We start from the raw sequence: 22,837 nt of genomic DNA, 5'->3' as shown, positions 1-22,837 counted from the left end.
ACATTGCACTCAATTGATTGGCTTTTTCGCGGGCAACGCGGTATAATTTAGTTACAAAAAGTAAGACGTCAGTGACATCATAGCGGAGGGATATTATGGTTCAGGTAGTCACAGATCAGGATTTTAAGCAGGAAACAGATACTGGCGTTGTTTTGACCGATTTTTGGGCAACATGGTGCGGCCCCTGCAAAATGCAGAGTCCGGTGATCGACGCGCTTGAGGGCAGTCGCAGCGACGTCAAGTTCACCAAGATGGATGTCGACCAGAACCCAGACACCCCACAGTCCTTTGGCATCATGGCCATTCCGACCTTGATCGTCAAAAAAGACGGTGAAGTTGTCGAAAAGCTGGTCGGCTATCACACCAAGGATCAGTTGATCCAAGTGCTCGATAAGTACACCAAAGAAGCGTAAGCAAAAGGTCCTGAGCTTGGCACCCATCATAGGGTCAGGCTCAGGGCCTTTTTTGCGCCGACCAACGCGGTTAAGTCAGCGAATAAAACGTCTTGGCGATCGGCTGCGGCGTGGTGGGGTCAAGGGCGACGGTCACCGTGACCTGCTTGAGCTTCGGGTCGCTTTCCGCATTCGCCTCGACCACGATGCCCATCACTTGCTGGAGACTTTGAGCCAAGAAGCCGGCTTCAAAGCGAAAGTCCGGCGTGGAAAAATGCTTCAGCCGCGTCTCAACGATGGTGCCGCTGAGCAGATACGTGCGACTTTTCCGCTTGGCCGCCGCTGCCTTGAGGTCTCCGAGGCCGAGGCGGGTGAACAATTCCGGCAGGGCCTCTTCTTCGACGGGCAGGCGTCGCGCCATTGCCCGGCCAGCCCAGTAGGCGATCATGGTGTCTTCATCGCCCAGCAATTCTGGCAGGAGCAAGTCCCGTAACATCAGTTGGCCGAACAACGGTGATTCGGCAGGCAGGTTCAATAATTCTGGATAACTAGCTTGATTTGGCATGACGCGCTCCTTGATCGACCGATTTCCTTTCCAGTATACCGCAATCCCGCCGCGGAAAAATAGGCTGGCAGACGCTGTCGCTTGAATTTTGGCCGAATATTCGCCACAATGGAGTTTACGAATGGAAGAGAGGCAACAGCATGAATACGCAACCGATCGGATTTATCGATTCTGGCGTCGGCGGGTTGACGGTGGTCAAAGAGGCACTGCGCCAACTTCCCGGCGAAAACATTATTTTCTTGGGCGACCAGGCGCGGTTGCCCTATGGCCCGCGTGACCCCAAGCAGGTCCGCGCCTTTACCTGGCAGATGGTCAACTTCTTGCTGACAAAACAGATCAAGATGCTGGTCGTGGCCTGTAATACGGCGACCGCGGCAGCCTTGCCTGATCTGCGCGCCAACTTGGCGATTCCCGTGATCGGGGTCATTGTGCCCGGCAGTCGGGCCGCGATTCGCGAGACGAAAAACGGGCGCATCGGCGTGATCGGCACAGAAGGCACGGTCAAAAGCGGGGCTTATGCGAAAACGATTCACCAAAAATCCGCGCAGATGCAGGTGACGAGTTTGGCCGCCCCAAAGTTTGTGCCGCTGGTCGAAAGCAACGAGATGCAGTCGGCCGTGGCCAAACGCGTCGTGGCCGAGACCCTGCTGCCACTCGAGGCTTTGGGGTTGGATACGCTGGTGCTTGGGTGCACGCATTACCCGCTGCTTCGGCCGCTGATTCAGCAGGTGATGGGCCCAACCGTGACCTTGATCGATTCTGGCGCGGAAACGGTCAGCGAGGTCTCGACGTTGCTGGATTATTTTGACATCGCTAACGACCAGCCGAATCCGACCCCGCAACGCGATTTTTATACCACCGGCAACGCCGACATGTTCGATGTGATCGCGTCGGAATGGCTCGGCTTGCACATCGCCGCGACCCGGGTGACCATCACCGATCAGCCGACGACACACAAGGCGGCCGCGACGCCAACGACCATCGTTGTCGCCTCCAAGAACCCCGGCAAGGTGAAGGAGATCGCCGCGATGTTTGCTAAGCTCGGGGTGCAGGTGAAAAGCCTGAACGATTTTCCCCCGCTGCCGACCGTTGCCGAAAGCGGGCGCACCTTTGAGGAAAACGCACGGCTCAAGGCGGATGGCTATGCCAAAATGCTTGAGCTGCCTGTTTTGGCGGATGACTCTGGGCTTTGCGTGGCGGCGCTGGATGGCGCACCGGGCGTCTTTTCCGCCCGCTATGCTGGCCGGGGCCACAATGATGCGGCCAATAATGCCAAATTGATCGCCGACCTCGCCGAGGTACCCCAAGATCAGCGGCAGGCGCGGTTTGTCAGCACCTTGGTTCTCGCCCGGCCGAATGGCCCGGCGCGTGACTTGGTCGTGGAAGGCCACATCGACGGCCAGATCGTCGGCGTGCCGGCTGGCGACAATGGATTTGGCTACGATCCATACTTTTTTGTCCCGAGCATCGGCAAGACGTTAGCTGAGCTGACCGCCGATGAGAAAAATCAGATCAGTCATCGCGGCAATGCCCTGCGCGCGCTTGAAAGCCGGTGGCAGACCTGGTTCAAGGAGGATGCCCAATGAAACTAGTTGCCGTCAGTGATACCCATGGGGATAAGGCGATTCTCGAAGCCATCTTGGCGCAGCAGGCGGATGCCGACCTGTTTCTGTATGCCGGGGACTCCGAGCTACCAGCGGATGATTCCATGTTTGCCCGTTATCAGGCGGTGCGGGGAAACATGGACTTTGATTCCGCGTTTCCACTGACCCGCACCCTGCAACTCGGCGACCTGACCGTGTTTTTGACGCATGGGCACCGCTTCGGCGTCAATTGGACGATGGACCAGCTCTTGGCAGCGGGGCAGGCCGTTCATGCCGGCTTGATCATTTTTGGCCACACCCATCAGCTCGGCGGGGAAAAACACGAAGGCGTCGTGCTGCTCAATCCGGGCAGCATCAGCCAGCCGCGGGGCGAATTCATGCCACTGGGCGGGACTTACGCCGTGGTGGAAACAACACCAACGCAGCTCAAGCTGGCCTACCACTTGCGCGATGGGCAGCCGGTCGCCAAGTTGACCCGCGTGTTTGAGCGGTGAGCTGGACGGTCCGAAATTCTGGGTAAAAAATATGGCACTAGGACCTATTGTCCCGGTGCCATTTTTGTGTTGCGGTTGGCGTTAATGCGTCATGAAGACGGTCTTGTAAAGCAGTATCGCACAGATCGCCGCGGCGATCGGCGCCACCACCGGGACCCATGCGTAGCCCCAATCCGAGCTGCCCTTGTGCTTGAGCGGCAGCAGTTGATGTAGCAGGCGGGGCGCCAGGTCACGGGCAGGATTTAGCGCCGGTCCTGTTGGTCCCCCGAAGCTGGCGACCAGCGTGGCAACAAGGAAACCCAGCGCCATGTGGGCAGTTCCCAGATTGTTTTGGAAAAATGGCGCCTTGGTGATGCCCAGTGCCCCGAAAAAGAGAATGAAGGAGCCGATAAATTCGTTGATGAAGCCGTTGAGCTTGCTCTTGGTGGCATTGATCGTGCTGAAGGTGCCCAGGATGTGCTGGGTGTTCGTGGTCAGGTCGTAATGCGGCTTGTAGGCGGCCACCACCGCCAGCTGGCCAACCATCGCCCCGGCAAATTGCACCAAAAGGTAAGGCAGGACTTCGCGCCACGGGAACATCCCCGCCACGGCGAGCCCGAGGGTGAATGCCGGGTTGATGTGGTTGCCGGAGATCCCGCCGATGATCATCGCTGGAATCATCACCCCAGCGCCGTACCCAACGGCGATCAGCATCCAGTCAGAGCCGTTGCCTTTTGTCCCTTTCAGATCCACGTTGGCCACTGAGCCGTTGCCCAGCGCCACCATGATCGCGGTGCCGATAAACTCTGCCGCCAAGCGGACGGTCAGATCATATGTCATGTTGATGCCCCCAAAAGATAGTCGTGTTTTTGACAAGTAGTTTCAGTCTATCAACTTATAAGCAGGGTGACAATTACTTTTTGCATTCGTGTAAAGGTTTTGGCCGGCGGATGATTTCACAAGCGCTTTCCGCTATCATAGAAGACGTACCGAAAAGGAGACAATTCAATGATCAATCAAGCCATTGACCAAATGATGATCGCAAACCGCAAGCACTTCATGATCCCCGGCGAAGTTGTTGCCAGCGTCGCCGAGGACAACAAGCTGCGCCACGCGTTTCTGGTGTTGACCAAGGTGCGCTACGCCAAGATTCCGGTCCTGGACAACGCCGACCATTTCAAGGGGCTCCTGAGCCTGTCCATGATCACGGAGACCATGCTGGGGATGGACGATGTGAGCCTGACGTCGCTGGACACCATGTGCGTCAAGGATGTCATGCAAACCGATGTCCACACGGTCGAAGATCCCTATGATCTGGAAACCGTGCTGCACCTGTTGGTCGACGATGCGTTCTTGCCTGTTGTCCAGGCAGATGGCACCTTCACCGGCATCGTGACCCGGCGCGAAGTCATGAAAGGCGTCAACTACATCGGCCACAATCTGGATGATTTTTATGATGTGACACCGAAAACCACGGGGTCCATCATCAGTAGGTAGGCTGCCAACGCAATGCAGCAAGAAAAAAGGGAGTCAAGACTGTGAGGCCTTGGCTCCCTTTGTGTTTGGCAACGCGCCCATCTGGCGGGCCGGCACACCGTCAACTTGGGTTTCGCGCGGCAGGTCTGAGACATTTAGCTGGTCCTGGCGTGTATGGCTAGGGACGCCATACACGCCAGGACCAAGCTAACTGCTCAGACCTGATCGCCGCGCTACGCACCGTCAACTTGGGTTTCGGCCCGCATGGTGGAAGCGCCCAGGTGTCTCGCTCACTCGAGGGCTTAGCGCGCCCTCAAGCAAGCGAGACAACCTAGCCGTTCCACCATCCCGCGGGCCTTCACACCGTTATTCTGGTTTATCCAACACGAGTGTTGCGGCAATGCCCACGCCGGCGCTGATCAGGCACAGTGCGATGGGGGCCAGCCAGCCGCTTGGCCAGTGTGGGGTGAGCCCGGTCTGGATGAGAATCACGACGGCGGCCAGCACGACGCCACAAACTGCGTAGTAGACTTGGCCTTCAAAGCGGTGCAACAGCGACCGCATGAGTTTGGCGATCGCAAGCAGCCCGATCAAGGCGCCGACCATAAATGGAATCAGCAAGGCGCTGCTTTGAAGGGCGGTGCCCATCGCCGCCCAGTTGCCCCGCAGTAACGCACGGGCGGCATCGCCAAGCTGGCTGACGGCGTTGTAGACCGTGCCGTACTGGTTGATCACCATCAACATGATCGCGCCAGACACCCCGGGAATGGCCATCAGCGACACGGAAAACAGCCCTGCGAAGGCCATCATGCCAGCATCCTGAATGCGACTCAGGCGGGCGATGGTCACGAGCTCGGTCGAACTCGCGCCGCCAAGTTGAGCCAGGCCATAGATCACGCCGAAACCCAAGACTGTGAGCAGCAGATACTGCGGCCGCCAGCGGACCAGGGCCATTTTTCGCCGGATGAATGGGGCGGCGCCGAGCATCAGCCCGATGAAAAAGGCATAGCTGGCAAGGGGCCAACGGGCGGTGACGACCAGTGTCAGCTTCGTCGAAAGCAGCACGCCAAGCACGGCGCCAGCTGCGATCGGCAACAGAAACAGGAGATGGCGGCGCGGCTCTCGGCGCAGCTCGCTGACTGCTTCGATCAGTTGATCATACAGGCCAACCACCACGGCGAAAATACTGCCGGATAAGCCGGGAATGACCAGCGCGACGCCGATCAAGATGCCTTTGATAAAGTTGAGCATAGGACCTCCAATGGTGGGGGAGTTAGCGAAGGGTCAACGGTGGGGTGGCCAGCGTGATGCCTGCTTCGGCAAGGGCCTGCACATAGGCGGCCAAGAATTTCCGCTGGACATTGAGCTGCTCGCCATTTTGCGCATGCATGCGCACCTGGTAGACCAGCCCGCCGTGAGGACTGGTGGTCAGGCCCAAGACGTCTGGGCCATCGGTGACGGTCGGGGTGTCTTTGACGAGTTTTTCATTGACCGCTGCCACCACCTCGCCGACTTTTTTCAGATCGGTATCCGGGGCAAGGGGCAGCTGGATCAAGACCAGCATCTGGTTGCGCGAGAGGTTGGAGACGACGGAGATGTTGCGGTTGGGGATGTAATTGATCGTCCCGTCTGCGCTTTGCACGATGGTGGTGCGCAGACCGACCGAGCTGACGGTGCCGCTGATCGCGCCGAGGGTGACCTGATCGCCGACATCGAATTGGCCTTCAAGAATAATGAAAAAGCCGGTCACGACATCGGCGACGAAGCCCTGTGCCCCAAGGCCGAGCGCGATGCCCACGATACCGGCCCCAGCCAGCAGGGTGCCAACGGGGATGCCGAGGACGGAGAGAATCGCGTAGCAGTAGAAAAACAGCACGATATATGAAAGGGCATTGATCGACAGCACCCTGATCGTATCCACGCGGGTACTGGCGTTGGTCGCCTTGGCTTGGTAAGCTTTGAAGCCGCGGGCGATCACCGCCTTGCCGACGCGCTCGATCAGCCAAAAAAGTAAGCTGAAGAAGATCAACTCACCGATGATCAAGAGGGCGTGATCGAGCATCGCGTCCCAGTCGATCTTGTCAAAATACCGCGTCAAGACATTGCCACTGACTACTTTTTTCAATGCAACCGCTCCTTTGTTAACCTCCAGTGTACCAAATCCGCCGGCGTCTGCCTAGAATGGGCCGGCTTGGCAGATCGCGGCGCCGGTGCCTGGAAGCTTGTGAACCTTCGCTCAACTTCAATTGAAACGCGCTCTTATTGATGATATTCTTAATGTACGTGGCCGTGTAAGCGGACCAAAACCGGCAGAGGCCGGCGTGAACTGAGGAGGGGTTGCATGTCAGGAGCAGAAGTTGCCGGCTTGATCGCGGCAATCGCATTTTTGATCATCGCCTGCGCGATCGCGCTCATCGCCATTCGAATTGGTGGGGTGACGCGGGAAATTAAGGATACTGTGGCAGAAGTCAATAAGTCACTTGATGCGATCAACGCAGAAGTCGGCCCATTGACGCATGAGGTCGAAGCCCTGCTGACCAAGTCGAACACATTGCTCAATGATGTGAACGGTAAGGTCGCGGCGATCGATCCTGTTTTCACCGCGATCGGCGAATTGGGCGAAAGTGTGTCGGATCTGAATACGTCGACCCGCAACCTCGCGTCCAAAGTGACCAATGGGGCCAAGGAAAGCGGCAAAGTGGCCGTTGCCGCAAAGGTCAGCAAGAAGGCTTTGTCGTTGTTAAAGAAGAAACCAGCAGATCAGGAGGCAGTTACAAATGGCAAATAAGGGACACTTTTTCTTAGGTTTTGTTTTTGGCGCCGCAAGCGCTCTTGCAGCGACGTATCTGTTGACCCCGCAGACCAGCGATGAACTCAAGGCAAAATTCGCCGAGAAGAAAGAGGCACTTGCTGATCGCGCCGCCGATTATTATGACTATGCAAAAGATGCAACGACTGAATGGCGTGATTCCGCGACCAGTTTTGTCGGCGACATGAAGGAAAAGGCCAAGAAGAAGCAGACGGAAGGCCTTGCCGATTACGATGGCGCGACCCAGGCGCTGAAGGACGAATTGACCGACACACCTGATGCGCCGGCCAGCGATGACTTCGACGATATCGTGCTGGATGGCAAGAGCGCCTTTGCCCAGGCGAAGGATGACTTCACGGCCGAAGCAGATGCGGCTGAGGCGACCGACGAAAGCGCCGACCCGACCGAGCCAGCAGAGGACGACACGCCAGCCGCCGACCGATCCGAGACGCAAGACTAATTTTTTTCGAACAATCAAAAAAGACGTCGCAACCTGCGGCGTCTTTTTGTGTCTTCTGGATCGTGTTACAGGCCATACACGGTATAGTCTTTTGGCGTGTGGGTGAATGGCTCGCAGCCAGTTGCCGTGACATGGACGCAATCCTCGATGCGCACGCCGGCGACGCCTGGAATGTAGATGCCCGGTTCAATGGAGAAGCACATGCCGGGCTGCAGTTCCATGTCATTGCCGGCCATGATCGACGGAAATTCATGCGTCGACATGCCGATACCGTGGCCGAGGCGATGGTTGAAGTACTCGCCGTAACCCGCTTTGGTGATCACGTCGCGCGCGATCTTGTCCAGCGCGGCCGCGGTCAGCCCTGGCCGCACCGCAGACTGAGCCGTCAGTTGCGCTTCCAAGCAGACCTTGTAGATCTCCTTGGCCTTTGGTGCGACCGGGCCGCCGAACGCCACGGTCCGGGTCGCATCACTCATGTAGCCGTGGTTGTTGGTGCCAAGGTCAAACAACACGAGATCGCCAGGCGCGACCTTGGTGGCAACGGGGCCGCCATGCGGGTCTGCGGCATCCTGGCCGGCCTGCACGATGGTGTCAAAGGACATGTGCATCACGCCTTCCTTCATCATCGCGTATTCGATCTCAGCGACGATCTGTTGCTCGGTGATGCCAGTGCGCAGCGCCGCAAAGCCGGCCTGGAACGCGCGGTCGGCTTGCTGGCCAGCTTCGGTCATCAGGGCGATTTCTTCCGGCGACTTGATCAACTTGAGCTGTTCAATGAAGCGGGAGGCATCTGCCGGGAAGGTCGCCTGCGGAAAATGGCGGGTCATCGCTTCATATTTCAAGACAGACAGGGCGTCTTTTTCCACGCCCCACCGCAGCGGCGACGCGTCGCGCTTTTTGATCTCGGCCGCGATCAAGGCAAACGGGTCCTCGTGGTCGAGGTAACCACTGACGGCATAGGGCCAGCCGACTTTTTTGACCCCTTCGATCGACAGGGCAGGCACGAACAGGAACGGTTCCGCGTCTGGAAAAACAAACAGCGCGGTGATGCGCTCTTCCGGATCGCTGTCGAACCCGGTGAAATAGTTGATGTTGGTCGGATCGGTGATGTAAGCCAACGAGAGATGCTGGGCGTTGACCCATGCCACTAAGTCCGTGAGATGTTGATTCATGACGACTCCTCCTGCATAAATGCGCTGATGCGCGAACTTTATAAAGAATTATATCATAAAGCGCGTCCTCAACTTGAATGGCTTTCTGAAAAGCCCTTGTGAAAATTTCTGTGAAAAATTCAGTAAACCGCTTGCATTGCTATTCCGCTTTTGTTACAGTGAACTGGAAATGAACGCAACCGTTTTTAAGCAAAAGTTCGCGCAATTAAGGAGCAATCAACATGGAAAAACAAACCATCACCATTTATGACGTGGCACGCGAGGCAAATGTCTCAATGGCCACCGTATCACGCGTTGTCAACGGCAATCCAAATGTGAAGCCCGCGACCCGCAAAAAGGTCCTTGAGGTGATCGACAAACTCGACTATCGCCCGAACGCGGTTGCGCGTGGCCTGGCCTCCAAGAAAACCACCACGGTTGGCGTCATCATTCCCGATGTCACCAATATGTTCTTCTCCAGCCTGGCCCGAGGCATCGACGATGTTGCGACCATGTACAAGTACAACATCATTTTGGCCAACTCGGATGAAAACAGCCAAAAAGAGGTCCAGGTGCTGAACACCTTGTTGGCCAAGCAGGTCGATGGTCTGATCTACATGGGCAACGATATCTCTGACAACATTCGTCAGGAATTCTCGCGTAGCAAGACCCCAATCGTGCTGGCAGGTTCCGTTGACCCAGACGAACAGGTCGGCTCCGTCAACATCGATTACGTGGCGGCAGTGGAAGCGGCGACGACCCAGCTGATCAAGTCCGGCAGCACCCAGGTCGCACTGGTCACGGGGTCCTTGGCCCAGCCGATCAATGGGCAATACCGCCTTCAAGGTTACAAGCAGGCATTGGCCAAGGCTGGTCTGGCTTATGACGAATCGTTGGTTTTTGAGAGTGAATACAGCTATCATGCCGGCCTTGCGCTGTTCCCGCAACTGCAAAAGAGTGGCGCCACCGCGGCGATCGTCGGCGACGACGAATTGGCTGTGGGCTTGCTTGACGCGGCGCTTGATGCAGGCGTGAAGGTCCCAGAAGAATTTGAGATCATCACCTCTAACAACACCAAGCTGACCGAAATGGCCCGCCCGCAGCTGACCTCGATCGACCAGCCGCTGTATGATATCGGCGCGGTTGCGATGCGTCTGCTCACCAAGATGATGAACAAGGAAGATATCGACGCCAAGACGATTCGCCTGGGCTTTGACATCACGACCCGGCAGTCGACAAAGTAACCACACGCGTCATTAGATCCGTCCTAGGCTTTGGCCCTGGGAGGGGTCTTTTTTTGTCGGGTCGCCGCGACCCACGGGATGGGCGAACGCAAAAAAAACTGAGACGCTTTGTGGCTCGCGTCTCAGCTTTTCATTGTGGGTGAGGGGCCTGGGCTCAATCCTTGCTGCCGGTCCCTGTTTCGGTGTTGCCTTGTTGACTCTGCGTGCGACCGGTATCCGTGCGCTCACTGCTGGTCGTCGCCTGGCTGGAGGAACTGCTTGCGGCGGATGAGGTAGTCGCCGCGGTGTCCGCCTTGTCCTCGGTGCTCGGCGTTTCCTTCTCGTCGGTGTCGTCTTCTTCGTCGTCCTTGTCCGCGTCTTCTTCCTTCTTTTTCTCGGTGGTCGAAGCGCTGGTGGTCGATTTCTTAACCGTCGCGCGTTTGTTGCCCTTGGAGACAACGCCGTAGCCATTGTTGGCGCCAGTCAGATGCTGCCAGAATAGCTTGTAATCCTCGTCGTTGCCGCCGATCGCAAAATTCGCCGTGCTCTTGCTTGGCTCCCAGTCGTTGTACAGGCTGGTCAACGTGTTGGCGGAAAGCTTATAAGTCGTGCCATCGAACGACACATCGGCTGCGGGCAGTCCGGTGTAGGCGTTGACCTTCACGGATTTGACAGTCGAAGGGCGGGCCATGCTATCGGTGAGCTTGAAGCTCTGCGGAATTTTCGCATAGATCGCATTGGCCAGCGCCGCCCAGAAGTTGATGTTGTACTGGCTGGCATTGGTGCTCAGCGTGTGCGCCGTGCCGTTGTTGTTGTCATAGCCGATCCACGACGCCAGCGTGACGCCTGGTGTGGAGCCGACAAACCAGAGATCCTTGTAGTCGTTTGACGTCCCTGTTTTGCCAAAAACATTGGTGTCGTTGAAATTCAGTTGCCAAGACAAGGTGGCGGCGGTCCCGGTGCTGACCACGTTATGCATCATCTGTTGCATGATGTACGCGGTGGCCTTGCTGAAGACCGGCGTCGCTTTCGGCTTCTTATGCTGGTAGATCACCTTGCCCAGCGGATCCACGATCTTGTCGATCACATACGCATCGACATGGGTGCCGCCACGCGCGAAGGTGGAAAATGCGCTGGCATTTTCCTGGACAGTGAGGCCGTAATCCGACCCACCCAAGGCCAGCCCCAGCGTCTGGTAATCGCGGTCGGTCAAGGTGGTGATGCCCATCGCGTCCATGTACTTCTTCACGCTGACGGTTTGGCGCACCTTGTCGTACAGATGGACGGCGGGCACGTTATACGACCACTTGAGCGCCTCGGTGGCGGACAGGAAGCGGTTTTGAATCGTGTTGCCGTAATCGGTGACCGAATAATTGACGAAGTTGTTTGGAAAATCGGCGAGCATCGTCTCGGAGCCGATCAGCTTATTTTCAATTGCCGGGCCGTAGACCAACAGGGGCTTGATCGACGAACCTGGGGAGCGGGTGGTGTAAATATGGTTCAACTCGCCGGATACCCCGCCGATGAACCCCAGCACCGCGCCGGTGTCGTTGTCCAGCAGAATTGAGCCGTTTTGGACCGGTTCGGTGATGGTCGTTGGCTCGCCAGTCTTCGGGTCGGTCTCGGTCGAGGTGTAGGTCTGGCCAAAACTATTTTTGTTGTTGGCCAAAACGGTCTGCATCGTATCGTAAACGGTCTTGTTCAGCGTAGAAGTGACCTGATAGCCTTTTGTCGTCAACAGTTCTTCAGCTTGGGCCTCATAGGTCTGGGCCAAGGCGGAATTCTTGTTGTAGTCACTTTCGCTGTGGCCATCCGTCTGCGCGAGCTGCTTGGCCAGCACCTCGATCGCCTGATCATAGACCATGTTGTAGACGTAACTGTATTTTTGGGTCGCGCTGTTGGCACTTTGTTGCGGCAGAAAATCTTTTTTCAGATCATAGGCCTTGGCGTCGGTGTATTGCTTTTTGGTGATCGAGCCGGCGCGATACATCCGAAACAGCACTGTTTTCTGACGATCGAGACCATACGCGAGTTCCTTAGCGGGTTTCAGCGAGCCTGTGATCGTGTATGGGGTATAAACAGAGGGACTTTGCGGCAAGCCGGCGATATACGCGGCTTGCGGCAGGGTCAAATGCGCGGCATCGACGCCGAACAAGCCCTTGGCGGCGGTCTGCACGCCGGCGATGTTTTGACCCTTGTTGTTGCGGCCAAGTGTCGCAATGTTCAGGTATTCCTGTAGAATCTCCTGCTTGGAGAAATAGTGATTCAGGCGCAGGGCATACATGATCTCGATGGCCTTGCGCTTGAAGGTGGTCTCATTGCTAAGGTACTGCATTTTCACCACCTGCTGGGTCAGCGTCGAGCCACCGGTCTGGCTGCCGATGCCGGTGACCTCGGAGACTAACGCCCGGACCAGCGCCTTGGGAACGACACCGGAATGTTGATAGAAGTTTTCATCTTCAGTCGCAATGATCGCTTTTTGGACCCAAGGCGACATTTTGTCGATGCTGACGGTGTCGCGGATCAGGTCACTTTTCACATGGCTGATCTCAACGTTTTTCGCCCAGTAAAGCGTCGTTGAGGCGCTGACGTTGTTGAGCGTCTTCGTCATCGCCGCCTTGGTCGGGACCGGCGTCTGGTCGATGATCGAGGCAAAATAGCCAGCGAGTAGCCCACCGGCAAAGCAGCCCCCGATGAAGAGGGCGCCGATGAAATAGTAGGCCAGTGACTTGACCGTTTGGATCGTGATGTCCGCATACAGCGGCCATGTTTTTCGTGAAAAAGGCGGTAGGGATTGCGGCTGCCGCCGGGTCTTTTCCGACAGCCCTGCGACACGACGCTGCCACCAGGTCTGATTGGATCGTTTACGTTTCATGGATGGCTCCGATCTTAAATCAAAAGGGACATGATGTTGCTCTATTATACCGTAAAAACAAAGCCGCCGGGAGTTTTCCTGGCAGGCCTTGTGGAACGCCCATGCGCCGGCTATATTAAAACTAAGAACAATGGAGGAAACGCGATGTATCGGACGATTTTATTTGATGTGGATGACACCATCTTGGATTTCAAGGCAGGGGAGCTGAAATGTCTCGCCCAGACTTTTCACGACTTCGACTTGCCGTACACGCCGGTGATCGAGCAGCGCTATCTTACGGTCAATGCGAGTCTGTGGGCGGCTTATGAGCGCGGCGAGATCAAGCGCAGCGAGATCTTCACCACCCGCTTCACGAAGGTATTTGCGCAGTTCCACTTGGCTGCGGACGGTATTCAGGCGGAAAAACACTATCACCGCTTGCTTGACCAAGAGGCGATCATTGGCCCGCGGGTGGCGGAGACGCTGGATGCGCTCAGCGATTATCAGCTGTATATCGTCTCAAACGGTATCGAGACCGTGCAGCGCGAGCGCTTGGCCAAGGCTGGCCTGCAGGATCATTTTCAGGACATCTTTGTCTCGGACACGATTGGATCGCCCAAACCGACCATGGCTTTTTTCAACTATGTGGCCGCCCGCATTCCGCGTTTTGACCCCACCCAGACGCTGATCGTGGGGGATTCGCTGACCTCGGATATTCAAGGCGGGCGCAATGCGCATATCGATAGCGTGTGGTTCAACCCTGCGCTTTTGCCAAATCGAACCGCGATCACGCCTGTGTATCAGATCAGCGACTTCACGGACCTCACGCGCATTGCGGCGCAGTGACGGGGAGTGGGGAGCGCACACGGTAGACAAAAAAATCGGCCAACTGACAGCGAGAAATCTGCGTCGGTTGGCCGATTTTTGGTTGGTTTTGAAAAAGGTCAGAAGCGGAAAAGAGATTTGGGCCTTGCGTATCGTCCTATTTGTCGATGTGCACAAAGATTCGTCCAAGTTTTTGTGCATGTTTAGATTTTTTGGCGATTCTCACTTTTTTGAAAAAAGATCAGAATCGAAAATGAATATTTGGGGGGCTAGGTACAACAAACACACCGGTCGACGTGTCTTTTCAGGCATTGCCAGTGTGTTTGCGTGATTATTAGATTAGGATACTGCGGGCGCCTTGCTTGTGGGCTTGGCGCGATCAGATTTCAACGGCGACAGCGTGATCAAAGGTCGATACTTACTGCCGGACAACGGTGCGACTGAGGAACCGTCGCGCTGGTAGAACGGGTAGAACGGGTAGAACGATGGATCTGTGAAACACCCACTCACCTAATTTATGACACCACTGACTCGGATGCCCTTCATAGCAGCTACTCTAGGTTTGCTCGAGGAATCCCTCCCCGCTGGGTCCGCCTGTCTCGGGGAAATCAGTTCGTGTGGCCACACCGAACACCCTTCCACTGTGCAATTACTATAGCACCGTGAAAACGGTTTTGTCAACTTTATTTGCCGGCAATATAAACGCAAAATATGCGCGTCACAATGGGGTTTTAATAGATGTCCTGTCAACCACCGATATATTTATTTTAAATAACTAAAGCTTTGCCTTGACGGCTAGCAGATCACCCGAGTCGCAAGGTGCCATCCGCAAAACTGCGAAGGCCCTGCGCGGTCGTCAGCAGCAGTTGCCCGTCATCCGCAAACCCCGTCAAAACGCCCGCCGTTTGAACGGTTCCCGTGGTTAAGATCACTTGGCGGCCGACCCATGCCGCGCGCTTGCGGTAGGCTGGGAGAATCGCGGCGTCGGGCTGATTGAGATTGGCCAGCGCTGCCAGCCAATTTGCGGCGAGAATCGGGCGCAGATCAGACGCGGGTAACGCGGTGAAGAGGCTTCCGGCAGGCACGGTGCTTTCCGGCTGTGTGGCCAGTGGGGCGAGGTTGATGCCGACGCCTAGCACGACGGTGGGCGTCGGCGCCGGAACGAGCTGCGCCAAAATGCCGGCGATCTTGGCGTCGTCGAGCAGCACGTCATTGACCCATTTGAGGCGCGGCGTTTGGCCGGTCATCGCTGTGATCGTCTGACACAGCGCAACGCCAGCCGCCGGGGTCAACTGTGTCGGGGCGGGCTGCCAATCCGCCAGGGGAATCGTGACAGTCAGATACAGACCACTTTTTTTCGGCGAGAGAAAATTGTGCCCGCTGCGCCCGATGCCGGCTGTTTGCCCATTGGCGGTCAGGACAAATGGCGCAAGGCGGCCGCTTGCCAGCAGGGCGGCGGCCACTTGGTTGGTGGAGCCAACTGTCTCATAGGTCAAGATCGGTAAGGTTTTGAGATGGGGCGGAAGGGCCGCCGTCACTTGGTGTGCAGAAAACATGAGGCCTCTTTTCTCAGCGCGAAGCTGAATGTAAAAACCACCCGCACCGGAGTTCACCGGACGGGTGGCAGGGACGGTCAGCGGCTATTTGACGAGCCGGCTGATCGCTTCGGCATAGATCGCCACGGCTTTGATGATGTCTTTGACCGGCATGTATTCGTTGGCCTGGTGCATCACGTTCTCCTGGCCTTCCATTTGCGCGCCGAATGCCACGCCACGCTTGATGATCCGGCCATAGGTGCCACCGCCGATCACTTGCTCATGGCCTGGCTTGCCAGTCTGCTCGGTGTAGACCGCAAGCAACGTCTGAACCAGCGGATCGTCGCCGGCCACATAATGCGGCGGCTGGGCATGGCCGTTGATCGTCACTTCCACGTCGTCTGGCGCCAGCGCGGTCTCGATCTGGTCGCGGATCTTGTCGGCGTCCGTGCCTTGCGGATAGCGCACGTTGATGGCGATGGTCTGCGGGCCGTCCTGGGTAAAATTGAACAGATCAGGACTCGCGGTCAGCTCACCCATGACTTTGTCCGTGTAGTTGATGCCCAGCCGTGACCCGCGCGAATCGCTGTGCATCTTCGTGGCGATCGCCGTCAGATACGTTTTGCCCGCTGGATCGAACGGGTATGGGGCCAAAAATGTGGCCAGGAAGGTGGCGGCGTTGATGCCGTCTTTTGGCTCCTGGGCATGTGCCCCTTTGCCGGTCATGGTGATGGTCAAGCCACCGGCAACCGGCTGGGTGTTGACGGTCACATTTTGGGCCGCGGCAAATTGCGCCAGTTCGTGCTCGAAGGTGCCAGGCAGGGTGCCGCTGATCGTCGCGGTCGCCTCTTGGGGCACCATGTTCACGCGAACGCCGGCTTCAAACCGGTTCAAGGTCATGCTGGTCGGCGCTGGGGCCTGTTTGGCAAACGAAACAAGGAAGGTCGCAATGCCTTTTTCGCCATTAATGATCGGAAATTCGGCATCTGGCGAAAAGCCGAAGTCTGGGGCCGGTTCTGTTTCCAGGTAGCGGTTGATGCCGACCCATTCCGATTCCTCATCGGTGCCAATAATGAAATGAATTTTCTTATTCACAGGCAGGCCGAGGTCCTTGATCATCTTCAAGGCATAATAAGCCGCGATGCTCGGGCCTTTGTCATCCGAGGAACCACGCGCGTAGAGCTTGCCGTCCTTGATCTCCGGCGCGAACGGATCGGTCTGCCACCCTGGTCCGGCTGGCACGACATCCATGTGACCGAACAGCCCGAAGATCTCATCGCCGTCGCCATATTCAATGCGGCCAGCCACGTTATCGACGTTGAGGGTCTTGAACCCGTCGCGTTGGCCAAGCGCCAGCATCTGCTTGAGCGCCTCGGCCGGGCCAGGGCCCAGCGGTGCAGTGTCCGTCTTGTGTTCGACATCGCGGACAGAGTCGATCTTCAGCAAGGTGAATAAGTCGCGTAATAGATCATCTTGGTAACCTTCTGCTTCTTTTTGCCAATCAATGGTCATATGACATCCCGCTTTCTGTGGTTGATTAGTTTAACCATATCATATCGGGCCAAGCCGCGCCTAGCGAAAACGCTTGGAAGGAGGGAGGATGCACCGTGATCCTGAAAATGGGGCGCGAGCGTCCGATCATGCGTCCTCAGAGTCCGCGGAAGCAGAGGCTGGCTGGCTACAATTGGCTTTGGGAATCGGCCGGCCAGCGGGTTTCTCTTTTTAAATAGAAGAGATCGGCAAATTTGTGAGCCGTTGCCTGTTGGGGGCAATCGGTGCCTGTTTTTTCCAGTCGGCCAACTGGTGTAAGATAAAGACGCAAGCTTGAAGGACACGCGGCGATCAGGGACGATCGCCGCGCGGTAAGCAGAAATAGCGAGTTGCGGCGGTCATGCCGCGATGAAAGGAGCGCTGATCATGGCAGAACAAGAACATCAGACGTTTGATCTGATTCAGGAGATCACGTTGAATGATGGCACCCGTTACTATGAGCTCGGCAACATCATGATGAATGGCCGCGCGGAAAAAGCGGCGATCAAGGGGCTGATCAAGCAGGTTCGTATTTTACAGCTGAACATCCCGCATTCTAATCCGGTTCAGATCTACGAAAATTACGTCAACGACACGTATGAGTTTCCGCCGTTTGAGCTGACGACTTGGGAGGTCTGGGCCAAGCCTGAAGGAAAGATCAAGGACGCCTTTGACGAGATCTTGAAGCAAAATCATATCGGCTAACGGAGGGGCGCCATGCGCAAACAATGGCTCAAGTGGCTACTGCCCGTCTTGGCCTTTCTCGTCGCCTTCGGATTAGGCCGGCTGGATAGTCGCTTGTATCGCCAGCCGATCGGTCAGGTGATCGCGGTGAAGACGGTGAAAAGCGTCAAGACGGTCGATAATTTTGATAATCAAGATCGCACCACCACGCAGGAAGCGACGGTGCGCTTTTTGAATACCAGCCGGCGCGGGCAGACCACGACGATCACCAATCAATTTACGTATAGCGGCACGGTCGACAGTCCGCTGCGGCGCGGGACCCAAGTGTTTTTGACCAAGAGCAGCGGCCCTTGGCGATTGTCCAATTTCAAGCGGGATGCGATCGTCTTGGCATTGGCTGCCTTCACCTTGGCGTTGCTGATGCTGATCGTGCGCAAGCGCCTCTGGTTCATCAGTGCCAGCATTGCGGTGAACGCTATCTTGTTCACGTTGGCAACGCATATTCAAACGGATGCCAGTCGGCCGCTGGTGTGGGTCCTGTTCAGTGGCTTGGCGATCGTGTTTGCAGTGGTGACGGCCTTGTTTGTGGTCGGCTGGCGGCCTGTTTGCGCGGTGGTGGTCGGCGGTACGGTCGGCGCAACGGCGCTGGCAGTGGGCTTGGGCTATGCGATCTTTGCGCTGACGGGGTATCGGGACCTGCATCTTGAAGCGGTCAAATATGTAACGCAATCGCCGCAGCTGCTGTTTTTCATCCAGATCGTGATCGGGTCGCTGGGCGCTGTGCTCGATGAATGCAGCGACATCGCGATCTCGATCATGCAACTAGATGGGTCGGGCAAAAAACGCTTCAACGCGGGGATGGCGATCGGGCGCAATGTGATGGGGCCACTGATCACCGTGTTGTTCATGATCTTTATCGCCGAGACCTTTGCGGAGGCCGTATTATGGCTACGCAATGGCAATGCGATCGATCAGACCATCAGCTGGGTGATGGGGCTCGGATTTGCGCAATCCTTGATCTCAGGCTTTGGCATCGTCATCGCGATTCCGCTGACGTCCTTACTTGCGACGTTAGCCGGAAAAAAGGAGGTGGCGGCATGACGACCCTTTCTGCACTAGCCTTGACGCTGCTGGTTTTGATGCTGGCGGTGGGCGGCAAACAGGGCCTCAGCGATGCGTTCGCGCTATTGCTGAATGCTGGGCTGATGATCTTGGCCGTGATCTTGATCGCTGGTGGCTTTGCACCGCTGGCCGTGGCGGCGGTGATCGGGCTGATCGTGCTAGCGGTGACGATCTTTTTATCCACCACGGATATGAATGTCGCGGGGCCGGCGTTTGTGGCCTCGCTGTTGGTAATGACAGGGGTGATCGCGGTGGTCGTGGTCGGCGTGCTGTTCAGTCACACAGGCGGCTTTGGCGCTGAGGATACCGAGGACCTGGAAGGCTTTTCGCTGACGGTCGGCGTCTCTTTTCAGCAAGTCTTGATCGCCACGGGCTTGCTGTCGACGCTGGGTGCGATCGCCGAGGCAGCGACTGCGGTTGCAGCGGGTCTGATCGAGCTTGGAGATGACGCCACCGCGGCCGGCCGGCAAGATATCGCCCAGGCGATCATTGGGACGGCGCTTAATACGCTGTTCTTCGGCTTTTTCGGCGGCTTTTCCGCCCTGTTCATTTGGTTTGCCAAACTGCGCTATCCTTTTTGGGAGGTCCTCAACGACCAGATCTTTGCCGGTGAGCTGATTCAGGTTCTGTTTTCAGTGATCGCGGTGGCGGCGACAGTGCCAATGACGATGTGGGTGGTTGGCCGGCGTCACAGAGAGGAGGGCTAGTATGAATTTTTTCATTGCGGACACGCATTTTTTCCACACCGATCTGCTCGGCCAAAATGATTTTGCGCCGCGCTTGTTTGACTCAGTCGAGGCGATGGATGAGGCGCTGATCGCGGCGTGGAATGCGCGCGTCGATGATAACGATGTCGTCTATCACCTCGGCGACATTGCGATGAACCCTGAAGCCATGCCCAGCGAAGGCGAAGTTGCGGCGCTTCTGGCGCGGCTGAATGGGCGCATCGTGTTCATTAAGGGCAATCACGATTACAACAGCCGCTTCAAGTACTTGGCGGCGCATGATCCCGGTTGGCATGGGCAGCCGCGTTACCAGTTCCACGAGGTCGGCACGATCATCAAAGATGACCACACGCAGTTCATCATGACGCATTATCCACTAATGCTCGGCATCACGAGCCAGACCCTGAACCTCCATGGTCACATTCACCACAGCATGGTGCCGCTCGCCGAAAACATCAACGTTGGGGTCGATGCGCCGGAGCGTGACTTACTTGTCACGCCACCGGCATGGGGGAGCCCCTTGAACGCTTCCGAGATTAATGAGATCAGCACGGCCAAAAGACGTTTACTGGCAAAAATGAAAGAAAAATAATATTCACATTGATTTCTCATCTTATTCCCGTTACACTGTTCCTAACGGGGGTAGGGAAATGGAAACGCAGGATCAAACAAAATTGCAGCAGTTGCGCCGCGATGTGCTTGCGGCTTGTCCGCATGAGGCGGCGGCTCGCATCAATGCCTTGCTGGTGCTGGGCTTTCGCAAGATCGCCGCGGGCAACTTTTCGTCCGATTATTTTCAGTTCAGCTTTTGGCCACAGCTTTCGCCGTATCTCAGCGAGCCGGATCAGCCTGCGTTAGCCGCACGTTTCCGTGAATGGATCGTGTGAGGCGGCCGGCTGGTCCGGTTTTTTGGTGTGGGAGAAGGGGTGCGCACAACGGTTGGGCGCAGCGGGCCGTCGCCCCTATTCCAGTCGGGCGCCGACCCGCATGGTGGAAACATCTAGGCAGCTCATGCACTCGGTGGCTAGGAGCGCCACCAAGCACCTGATCCGACCTAGCTGTTCCACCATCCCGCGGGCCGTCGCACCCTTCCGAATATTTGCGCGATTCGTGCTGCTTCGTTACAATAACTTGGAGTGTCGCGAAAGGAGACCATCGATGGCAGAACAAAAAAATAGCCGCTCACTGAGCGACCAGATCGAGCAGGCGACCGCGCCTGGTGAGCCATTGCGGGTGGTGCAACTGGCGCCGGACCTGATCACGATCGACCAGCGGCGCTACCGCATTGAAGTCGATCACAAGCAAGCCTTTGATCGCGAACGCCTCAGCGAGCGGTATAACGAGATTCTCGATAAATACGATTACGTCGTCGGCGACTGGGGTTACGATCAGTTGCGGCTCCGCGGGTTTTACCGGGCGGACGACCCGCGTGCGCCCAAAGATCAGTTGATCTCAACGCTCGAGGATTACCTCTATGAATATTGCAACTTTGGCTGTGCCTATTTCGTGCTGGCCAGGCTCGATGCGCCGGCTGTGAAGCCGCCGCGGCGCCGCACACGAGGCTCACGCGCCGGCAAAAATGGTGCTGAGACCCGCGACACGCGGCCGGCCAAACCCTACACGGAGCAAAAGGTGCATGCTGTCGACCCGAAAGGCAAGCAAGTTCAAAGTCGCGGCGGTGGCCATCACCGGCGGTTCACCATTCGCCAGCGCGACGATCAAGACGGAAAGAAGCAGGACTGATAAGTGACATATAAAGGCTACATGATCGATCTAGACGGCACCGTGTATCGCGGCCGGGAGCGAATTCCCGAGGCGCGAGATTTCATCTTGCGTCTGCAGGCAAAACAGCTCCCGTTTCTTTTTCTCACCAATAATACGACCAAATCGCCGCAAGATGTTTGCAAAAACCTGGCGACCAACCACGATATTTTTGCGGAACCCAGCCAGGTCTACACGCCATCGTTGGCCACGGCGGCCTGGATCCAGGAGCAAAATGGCGGGGATGCCCGAGGCAAGTCGGTGTATGTGATCGGGGAGCTCGGGTTGAAGCAGGCGCTGCTGGATATTGGGCTGACCTTCAATGAGGTCGATCCCGATTATGTGGTGGTCGGGCTGGATTATGACGTCACGTACCATAAATTTGAGCTTGCGACATTGGCCATTCAGCGCGGGGCATTTTTCATCGGGACAAACGCGGATACCAATCTGCCAAACGAACGCGGGCATGTGCCAGGCGCCGGGTCTGTGATCGCCTTGGTTGAACGGGCGACGCAGCAAAAGGCTTTTTATATCGGCAAACCCGAGGCGATCATCATGCGCCAGGGGTTGCGCCGGATGCAGTTGAACAAAGAAGACGTGGTGATGGTCGGCGACAATTATCACACGGATATCATGGCGGGCATCAACGCGGGCATCGATACCTTGTTGGTGTACACCGGCATCTCGACCAAGGCGGAAGTCGCCGAGGAAAAAGTACAACCGACGCATCAGATCGATTCGCTGGCGGACTGGGAGGTCTGAGCATGACACGTCTTTGGCCGTGGAAGCTGGGGAGTTGGCTGGCGGTGATCAGCGGGGCGGTGGTGTTGACGCTTCTTTTGTCGTTTCCGCTGTACGCCGTTTTCATGCAGGTGGATGATCTACCGGCGATCGCGGCCATGCCGGCGGGACAGCTTTTTCGCAATTATGCGATCTTGATGTTGTATCTTTGTGTGCCCGGGGTCAGCCCGTTGCGTCTGCCCGATTTTCCAGTTTCGGCCAGCGGCGCGCAGCATTTTGCCGATGTGAAAAATTTGTTTCTGCTTGCCCTTGTGATCTTTATTTTGACCCTGCCTGCGCTGGTCCATTTTCTGCGGCGACTCAGCCAGACCCATGAGCGCTGGCGCCTGGTGCGCGGGGCGCAGGTCGGGGCGGTGGTGCCGATCGTGATGTTGGGGCTGATGGCTGTGAATTTCGATACGGTCTTCATCACGTTTCACAAATTATTGTTCCGCAACGACGACTGGCTGTTTGATCCGGCCACCGATCCGATCATCAATGTGTTGCCTGAGGATTTCTTTGCGGCCTGTTTTGGGCTGGCGCTCCTGCTGTTTGAGGCGGCGATGATCTGGGCGATCTGGCGGGGCCGCAAAGACGCCCGGCGCAATTGAGCGTATGCGCACAAGAAAAAATAGCACCCGCAACCTCATGTTGAGAGCTTGCGGGTGCTTTTGTATGCCGGTCATTCGGCTGTGGGTTTACGGTTGCGCAGCGCGGTGATCAGGACTGGGACGAGCGAAATGGCGATGATGCCAATGACGACTAGGGAAAAATGAGCCTTCACGAATGGTTGGTTGCCGAAGAAAAAGCCGGCGACGCAGCACATGGTCACCCAGAGGAAGCCACCGAGAAGATTGTAGTGGATGAA

General features: G+C 56.8%; 24 protein-coding genes and 1 pseudogene. 16 read left to right on the top strand and 9 right to left on the bottom strand.

Going from position 1 to position 22,837, the window contains the following annotated elements; translation table 11 throughout:
* Positions 1-95: 95 nt before the first annotated feature.
* Positions 96-413 carry a thioredoxin gene (gene trxA / locus JUE67_RS09710; protein ID WP_203628514.1) on the top strand — a complete coding sequence of 106 codons (318 nt, stop codon included), beginning with the start codon at positions 96-98 and terminating at the stop codon, positions 411-413.
* Between the two features lie 70 nt (positions 414-483).
* On the opposite strand, the gene JUE67_RS09705 is transcribed toward trxA, so the two are convergent.
* Complete coding sequence (locus JUE67_RS09705; protein WP_203628513.1) at positions 484-957, bottom strand: DUF2507 domain-containing protein; 474 nt, start codon at positions 955-957, stop codon at positions 484-486.
* 140 nt (positions 958-1,097) lie between these two features.
* Between JUE67_RS09705 and racE the strand changes: the two genes are divergently transcribed.
* Both racE and JUE67_RS09695 read left to right on the top strand, forming a co-directional pair.
* Entirely contained in the window at positions 1,098-2,543 is a 1,446-nt protein-coding gene (gene racE, locus JUE67_RS09700; RefSeq protein ID WP_203628512.1) for a glutamate racemase, read from the top strand.
* Positions 2,540-3,055 (top strand): metallophosphoesterase, encoded by a 516-nt coding sequence (locus JUE67_RS09695; RefSeq protein WP_203628511.1) that lies wholly within the window; start codon positions 2,540-2,542, stop codon positions 3,053-3,055. The genes racE and JUE67_RS09695 overlap by 4 nt, the downstream gene beginning before the upstream one ends.
* Before the next feature lie 81 nt (positions 3,056-3,136).
* Here the strand turns inward: JUE67_RS09695 and JUE67_RS09690 are convergent, their stop codons facing one another.
* Positions 3,137-3,874 (bottom strand): MIP/aquaporin family protein, encoded by a 738-nt coding sequence (locus JUE67_RS09690; protein WP_203628510.1) that lies wholly within the window; start codon positions 3,872-3,874, stop codon positions 3,137-3,139.
* Positions 3,875-4,042: 168 nt separating this feature from the next.
* On the opposite strand from JUE67_RS09690, the gene cbpB reads away from it, so the two are divergent.
* Positions 4,043-4,531 carry a cyclic-di-AMP-binding protein CbpB gene (cbpB, locus tag JUE67_RS09685; protein ID WP_203628509.1) on the top strand — a complete coding sequence of 163 codons (489 nt, stop codon included), beginning with the start codon at positions 4,043-4,045 and terminating at the stop codon, positions 4,529-4,531.
* A gap of 345 nt (positions 4,532-4,876) precedes the next feature.
* Here the strand turns inward: cbpB and JUE67_RS09680 are convergent, their stop codons facing one another.
* Positions 4,877-5,761, bottom strand: a complete 885-nt coding sequence (locus tag JUE67_RS09680; RefSeq protein WP_203637135.1) for a DUF368 domain-containing protein — start codon at positions 5,759-5,761, stop codon at positions 4,877-4,879.
* A 22-nt stretch (positions 5,762-5,783) separates the two neighbouring features.
* Complete coding sequence (locus tag JUE67_RS09675) at positions 5,784-6,635, bottom strand: mechanosensitive ion channel family protein (protein ID WP_225877961.1); 852 nt, start codon at positions 6,633-6,635, stop codon at positions 5,784-5,786.
* A gap of 216 nt (positions 6,636-6,851) precedes the next feature.
* Here JUE67_RS09675 and JUE67_RS09670 point away from each other — a divergent pair, with 216 nt between their 5' ends.
* Complete coding sequence (locus JUE67_RS09670) at positions 6,852-7,298, top strand: DUF948 domain-containing protein (RefSeq protein WP_125696577.1); 447 nt, start codon at positions 6,852-6,854, stop codon at positions 7,296-7,298.
* Complete coding sequence (locus tag JUE67_RS09665; protein WP_203628507.1) at positions 7,288-7,779, top strand: YtxH domain-containing protein; 492 nt, start codon at positions 7,288-7,290, stop codon at positions 7,777-7,779. Before JUE67_RS09670 ends, JUE67_RS09665 begins: the two co-directional genes overlap by 11 nt.
* 65 nt (positions 7,780-7,844) lie before the next feature.
* On the opposite strand, the gene JUE67_RS09660 is transcribed toward JUE67_RS09665, so the two are convergent.
* Positions 7,845-8,951, bottom strand: a complete 1,107-nt coding sequence (locus tag JUE67_RS09660; protein ID WP_203628506.1) for a M24 family metallopeptidase — start codon at positions 8,949-8,951, stop codon at positions 7,845-7,847.
* A gap of 221 nt (positions 8,952-9,172) precedes the next feature.
* Between JUE67_RS09660 and ccpA the strand changes: the two genes are divergently transcribed.
* Positions 9,173-10,174, top strand: a complete 1,002-nt coding sequence (gene ccpA / locus JUE67_RS09655) for a catabolite control protein A (protein ID WP_203628505.1) — start codon at positions 9,173-9,175, stop codon at positions 10,172-10,174.
* A gap of 154 nt (positions 10,175-10,328) precedes the next feature.
* Here the strand turns inward: ccpA and JUE67_RS09650 are convergent, their stop codons facing one another.
* Positions 10,329-13,028, bottom strand: coding sequence for a transglycosylase domain-containing protein (locus JUE67_RS09650; protein WP_203628504.1), 2,700 nt, complete (start codon positions 13,026-13,028; stop codon positions 10,329-10,331).
* 144 nt (positions 13,029-13,172) lie between these two features.
* On the opposite strand from JUE67_RS09650, the gene JUE67_RS09645 reads away from it, so the two are divergent.
* Entirely contained in the window at positions 13,173-13,853 is a 681-nt protein-coding gene (locus JUE67_RS09645; RefSeq protein WP_203628503.1) for a YjjG family noncanonical pyrimidine nucleotidase, read from the top strand.
* A gap of 782 nt (positions 13,854-14,635) precedes the next feature.
* Here JUE67_RS09645 and JUE67_RS09640 read toward each other — a convergent pair.
* Complete coding sequence (locus JUE67_RS09640; protein WP_203628502.1) at positions 14,636-15,388, bottom strand: biotin--[acetyl-CoA-carboxylase] ligase; 753 nt, start codon at positions 15,386-15,388, stop codon at positions 14,636-14,638.
* Between the two features lie 84 nt (positions 15,389-15,472).
* Positions 15,473-16,879, bottom strand: a complete 1,407-nt coding sequence (pepV, locus tag JUE67_RS09635; RefSeq protein ID WP_203628501.1) for a dipeptidase PepV — start codon at positions 16,877-16,879, stop codon at positions 15,473-15,475.
* A 405-nt stretch (positions 16,880-17,284) separates the two neighbouring features.
* Between pepV and JUE67_RS09630 the strand changes: the two genes are divergently transcribed.
* From JUE67_RS09630 to JUE67_RS09595, 8 genes are all read left to right on the top strand, one after another.
* Positions 17,285-17,602 carry a hypothetical protein gene (locus JUE67_RS09630; RefSeq protein WP_203628500.1) on the top strand — a complete coding sequence of 106 codons (318 nt, stop codon included), beginning with the start codon at positions 17,285-17,287 and terminating at the stop codon, positions 17,600-17,602.
* 12 nt (positions 17,603-17,614) lie between these two features.
* Positions 17,615-18,682, top strand: coding sequence for a YibE/F family protein (locus tag JUE67_RS09625; RefSeq protein ID WP_203628499.1), 1,068 nt, complete (start codon positions 17,615-17,617; stop codon positions 18,680-18,682).
* Positions 18,679-19,410 (top strand): YibE/F family protein, encoded by a 732-nt coding sequence (locus JUE67_RS09620; protein WP_203628498.1) that lies wholly within the window; start codon positions 18,679-18,681, stop codon positions 19,408-19,410. Before JUE67_RS09625 ends, JUE67_RS09620 begins: the two co-directional genes overlap by 4 nt.
* A 1-nt stretch (position 19,411) precedes the next feature.
* On the top strand, positions 19,412-20,020 hold the full coding sequence (locus tag JUE67_RS09615) for a metallophosphoesterase (protein ID WP_203628497.1): 609 nt from the start codon (positions 19,412-19,414) through the stop codon (positions 20,018-20,020).
* A 58-nt stretch (positions 20,021-20,078) separates the two neighbouring features.
* Positions 20,079-20,315, top strand: coding sequence for a hypothetical protein (locus JUE67_RS09610; protein ID WP_203628496.1), 237 nt, complete (start codon positions 20,079-20,081; stop codon positions 20,313-20,315).
* A gap of 271 nt (positions 20,316-20,586) precedes the next feature.
* Positions 20,587-21,171, top strand: a complete 585-nt coding sequence (locus JUE67_RS09605) for a YutD family protein (protein ID WP_203628495.1) — start codon at positions 20,587-20,589, stop codon at positions 21,169-21,171.
* A 3-nt stretch (positions 21,172-21,174) separates the two neighbouring features.
* On the top strand, positions 21,175-21,951 hold the full coding sequence (locus JUE67_RS09600; RefSeq protein WP_203628494.1) for a TIGR01457 family HAD-type hydrolase: 777 nt from the start codon (positions 21,175-21,177) through the stop codon (positions 21,949-21,951).
* A gap of 2 nt (positions 21,952-21,953) precedes the next feature.
* Complete coding sequence (locus JUE67_RS09595) at positions 21,954-22,580, top strand: TIGR01906 family membrane protein (protein ID WP_203628493.1); 627 nt, start codon at positions 21,954-21,956, stop codon at positions 22,578-22,580.
* Between the two features lie 71 nt (positions 22,581-22,651).
* On the opposite strand, the pseudogene JUE67_RS09590 reads toward JUE67_RS09595, so the two are convergent.
* Positions 22,652-22,837: pseudogene (locus JUE67_RS09590) on the bottom strand (hypothetical protein); the annotation flags it as partial.

The organism is Lacticaseibacillus mingshuiensis, from assembly GCF_016861785.1.
Classification (GTDB): domain Bacteria; phylum Bacillota; class Bacilli; order Lactobacillales; family Lactobacillaceae; genus Lacticaseibacillus; species Lacticaseibacillus mingshuiensis.
Note: the sequence above shows the minus strand (reverse complement) of the source record. Positions and strands in the feature narration are given on the sequence as shown.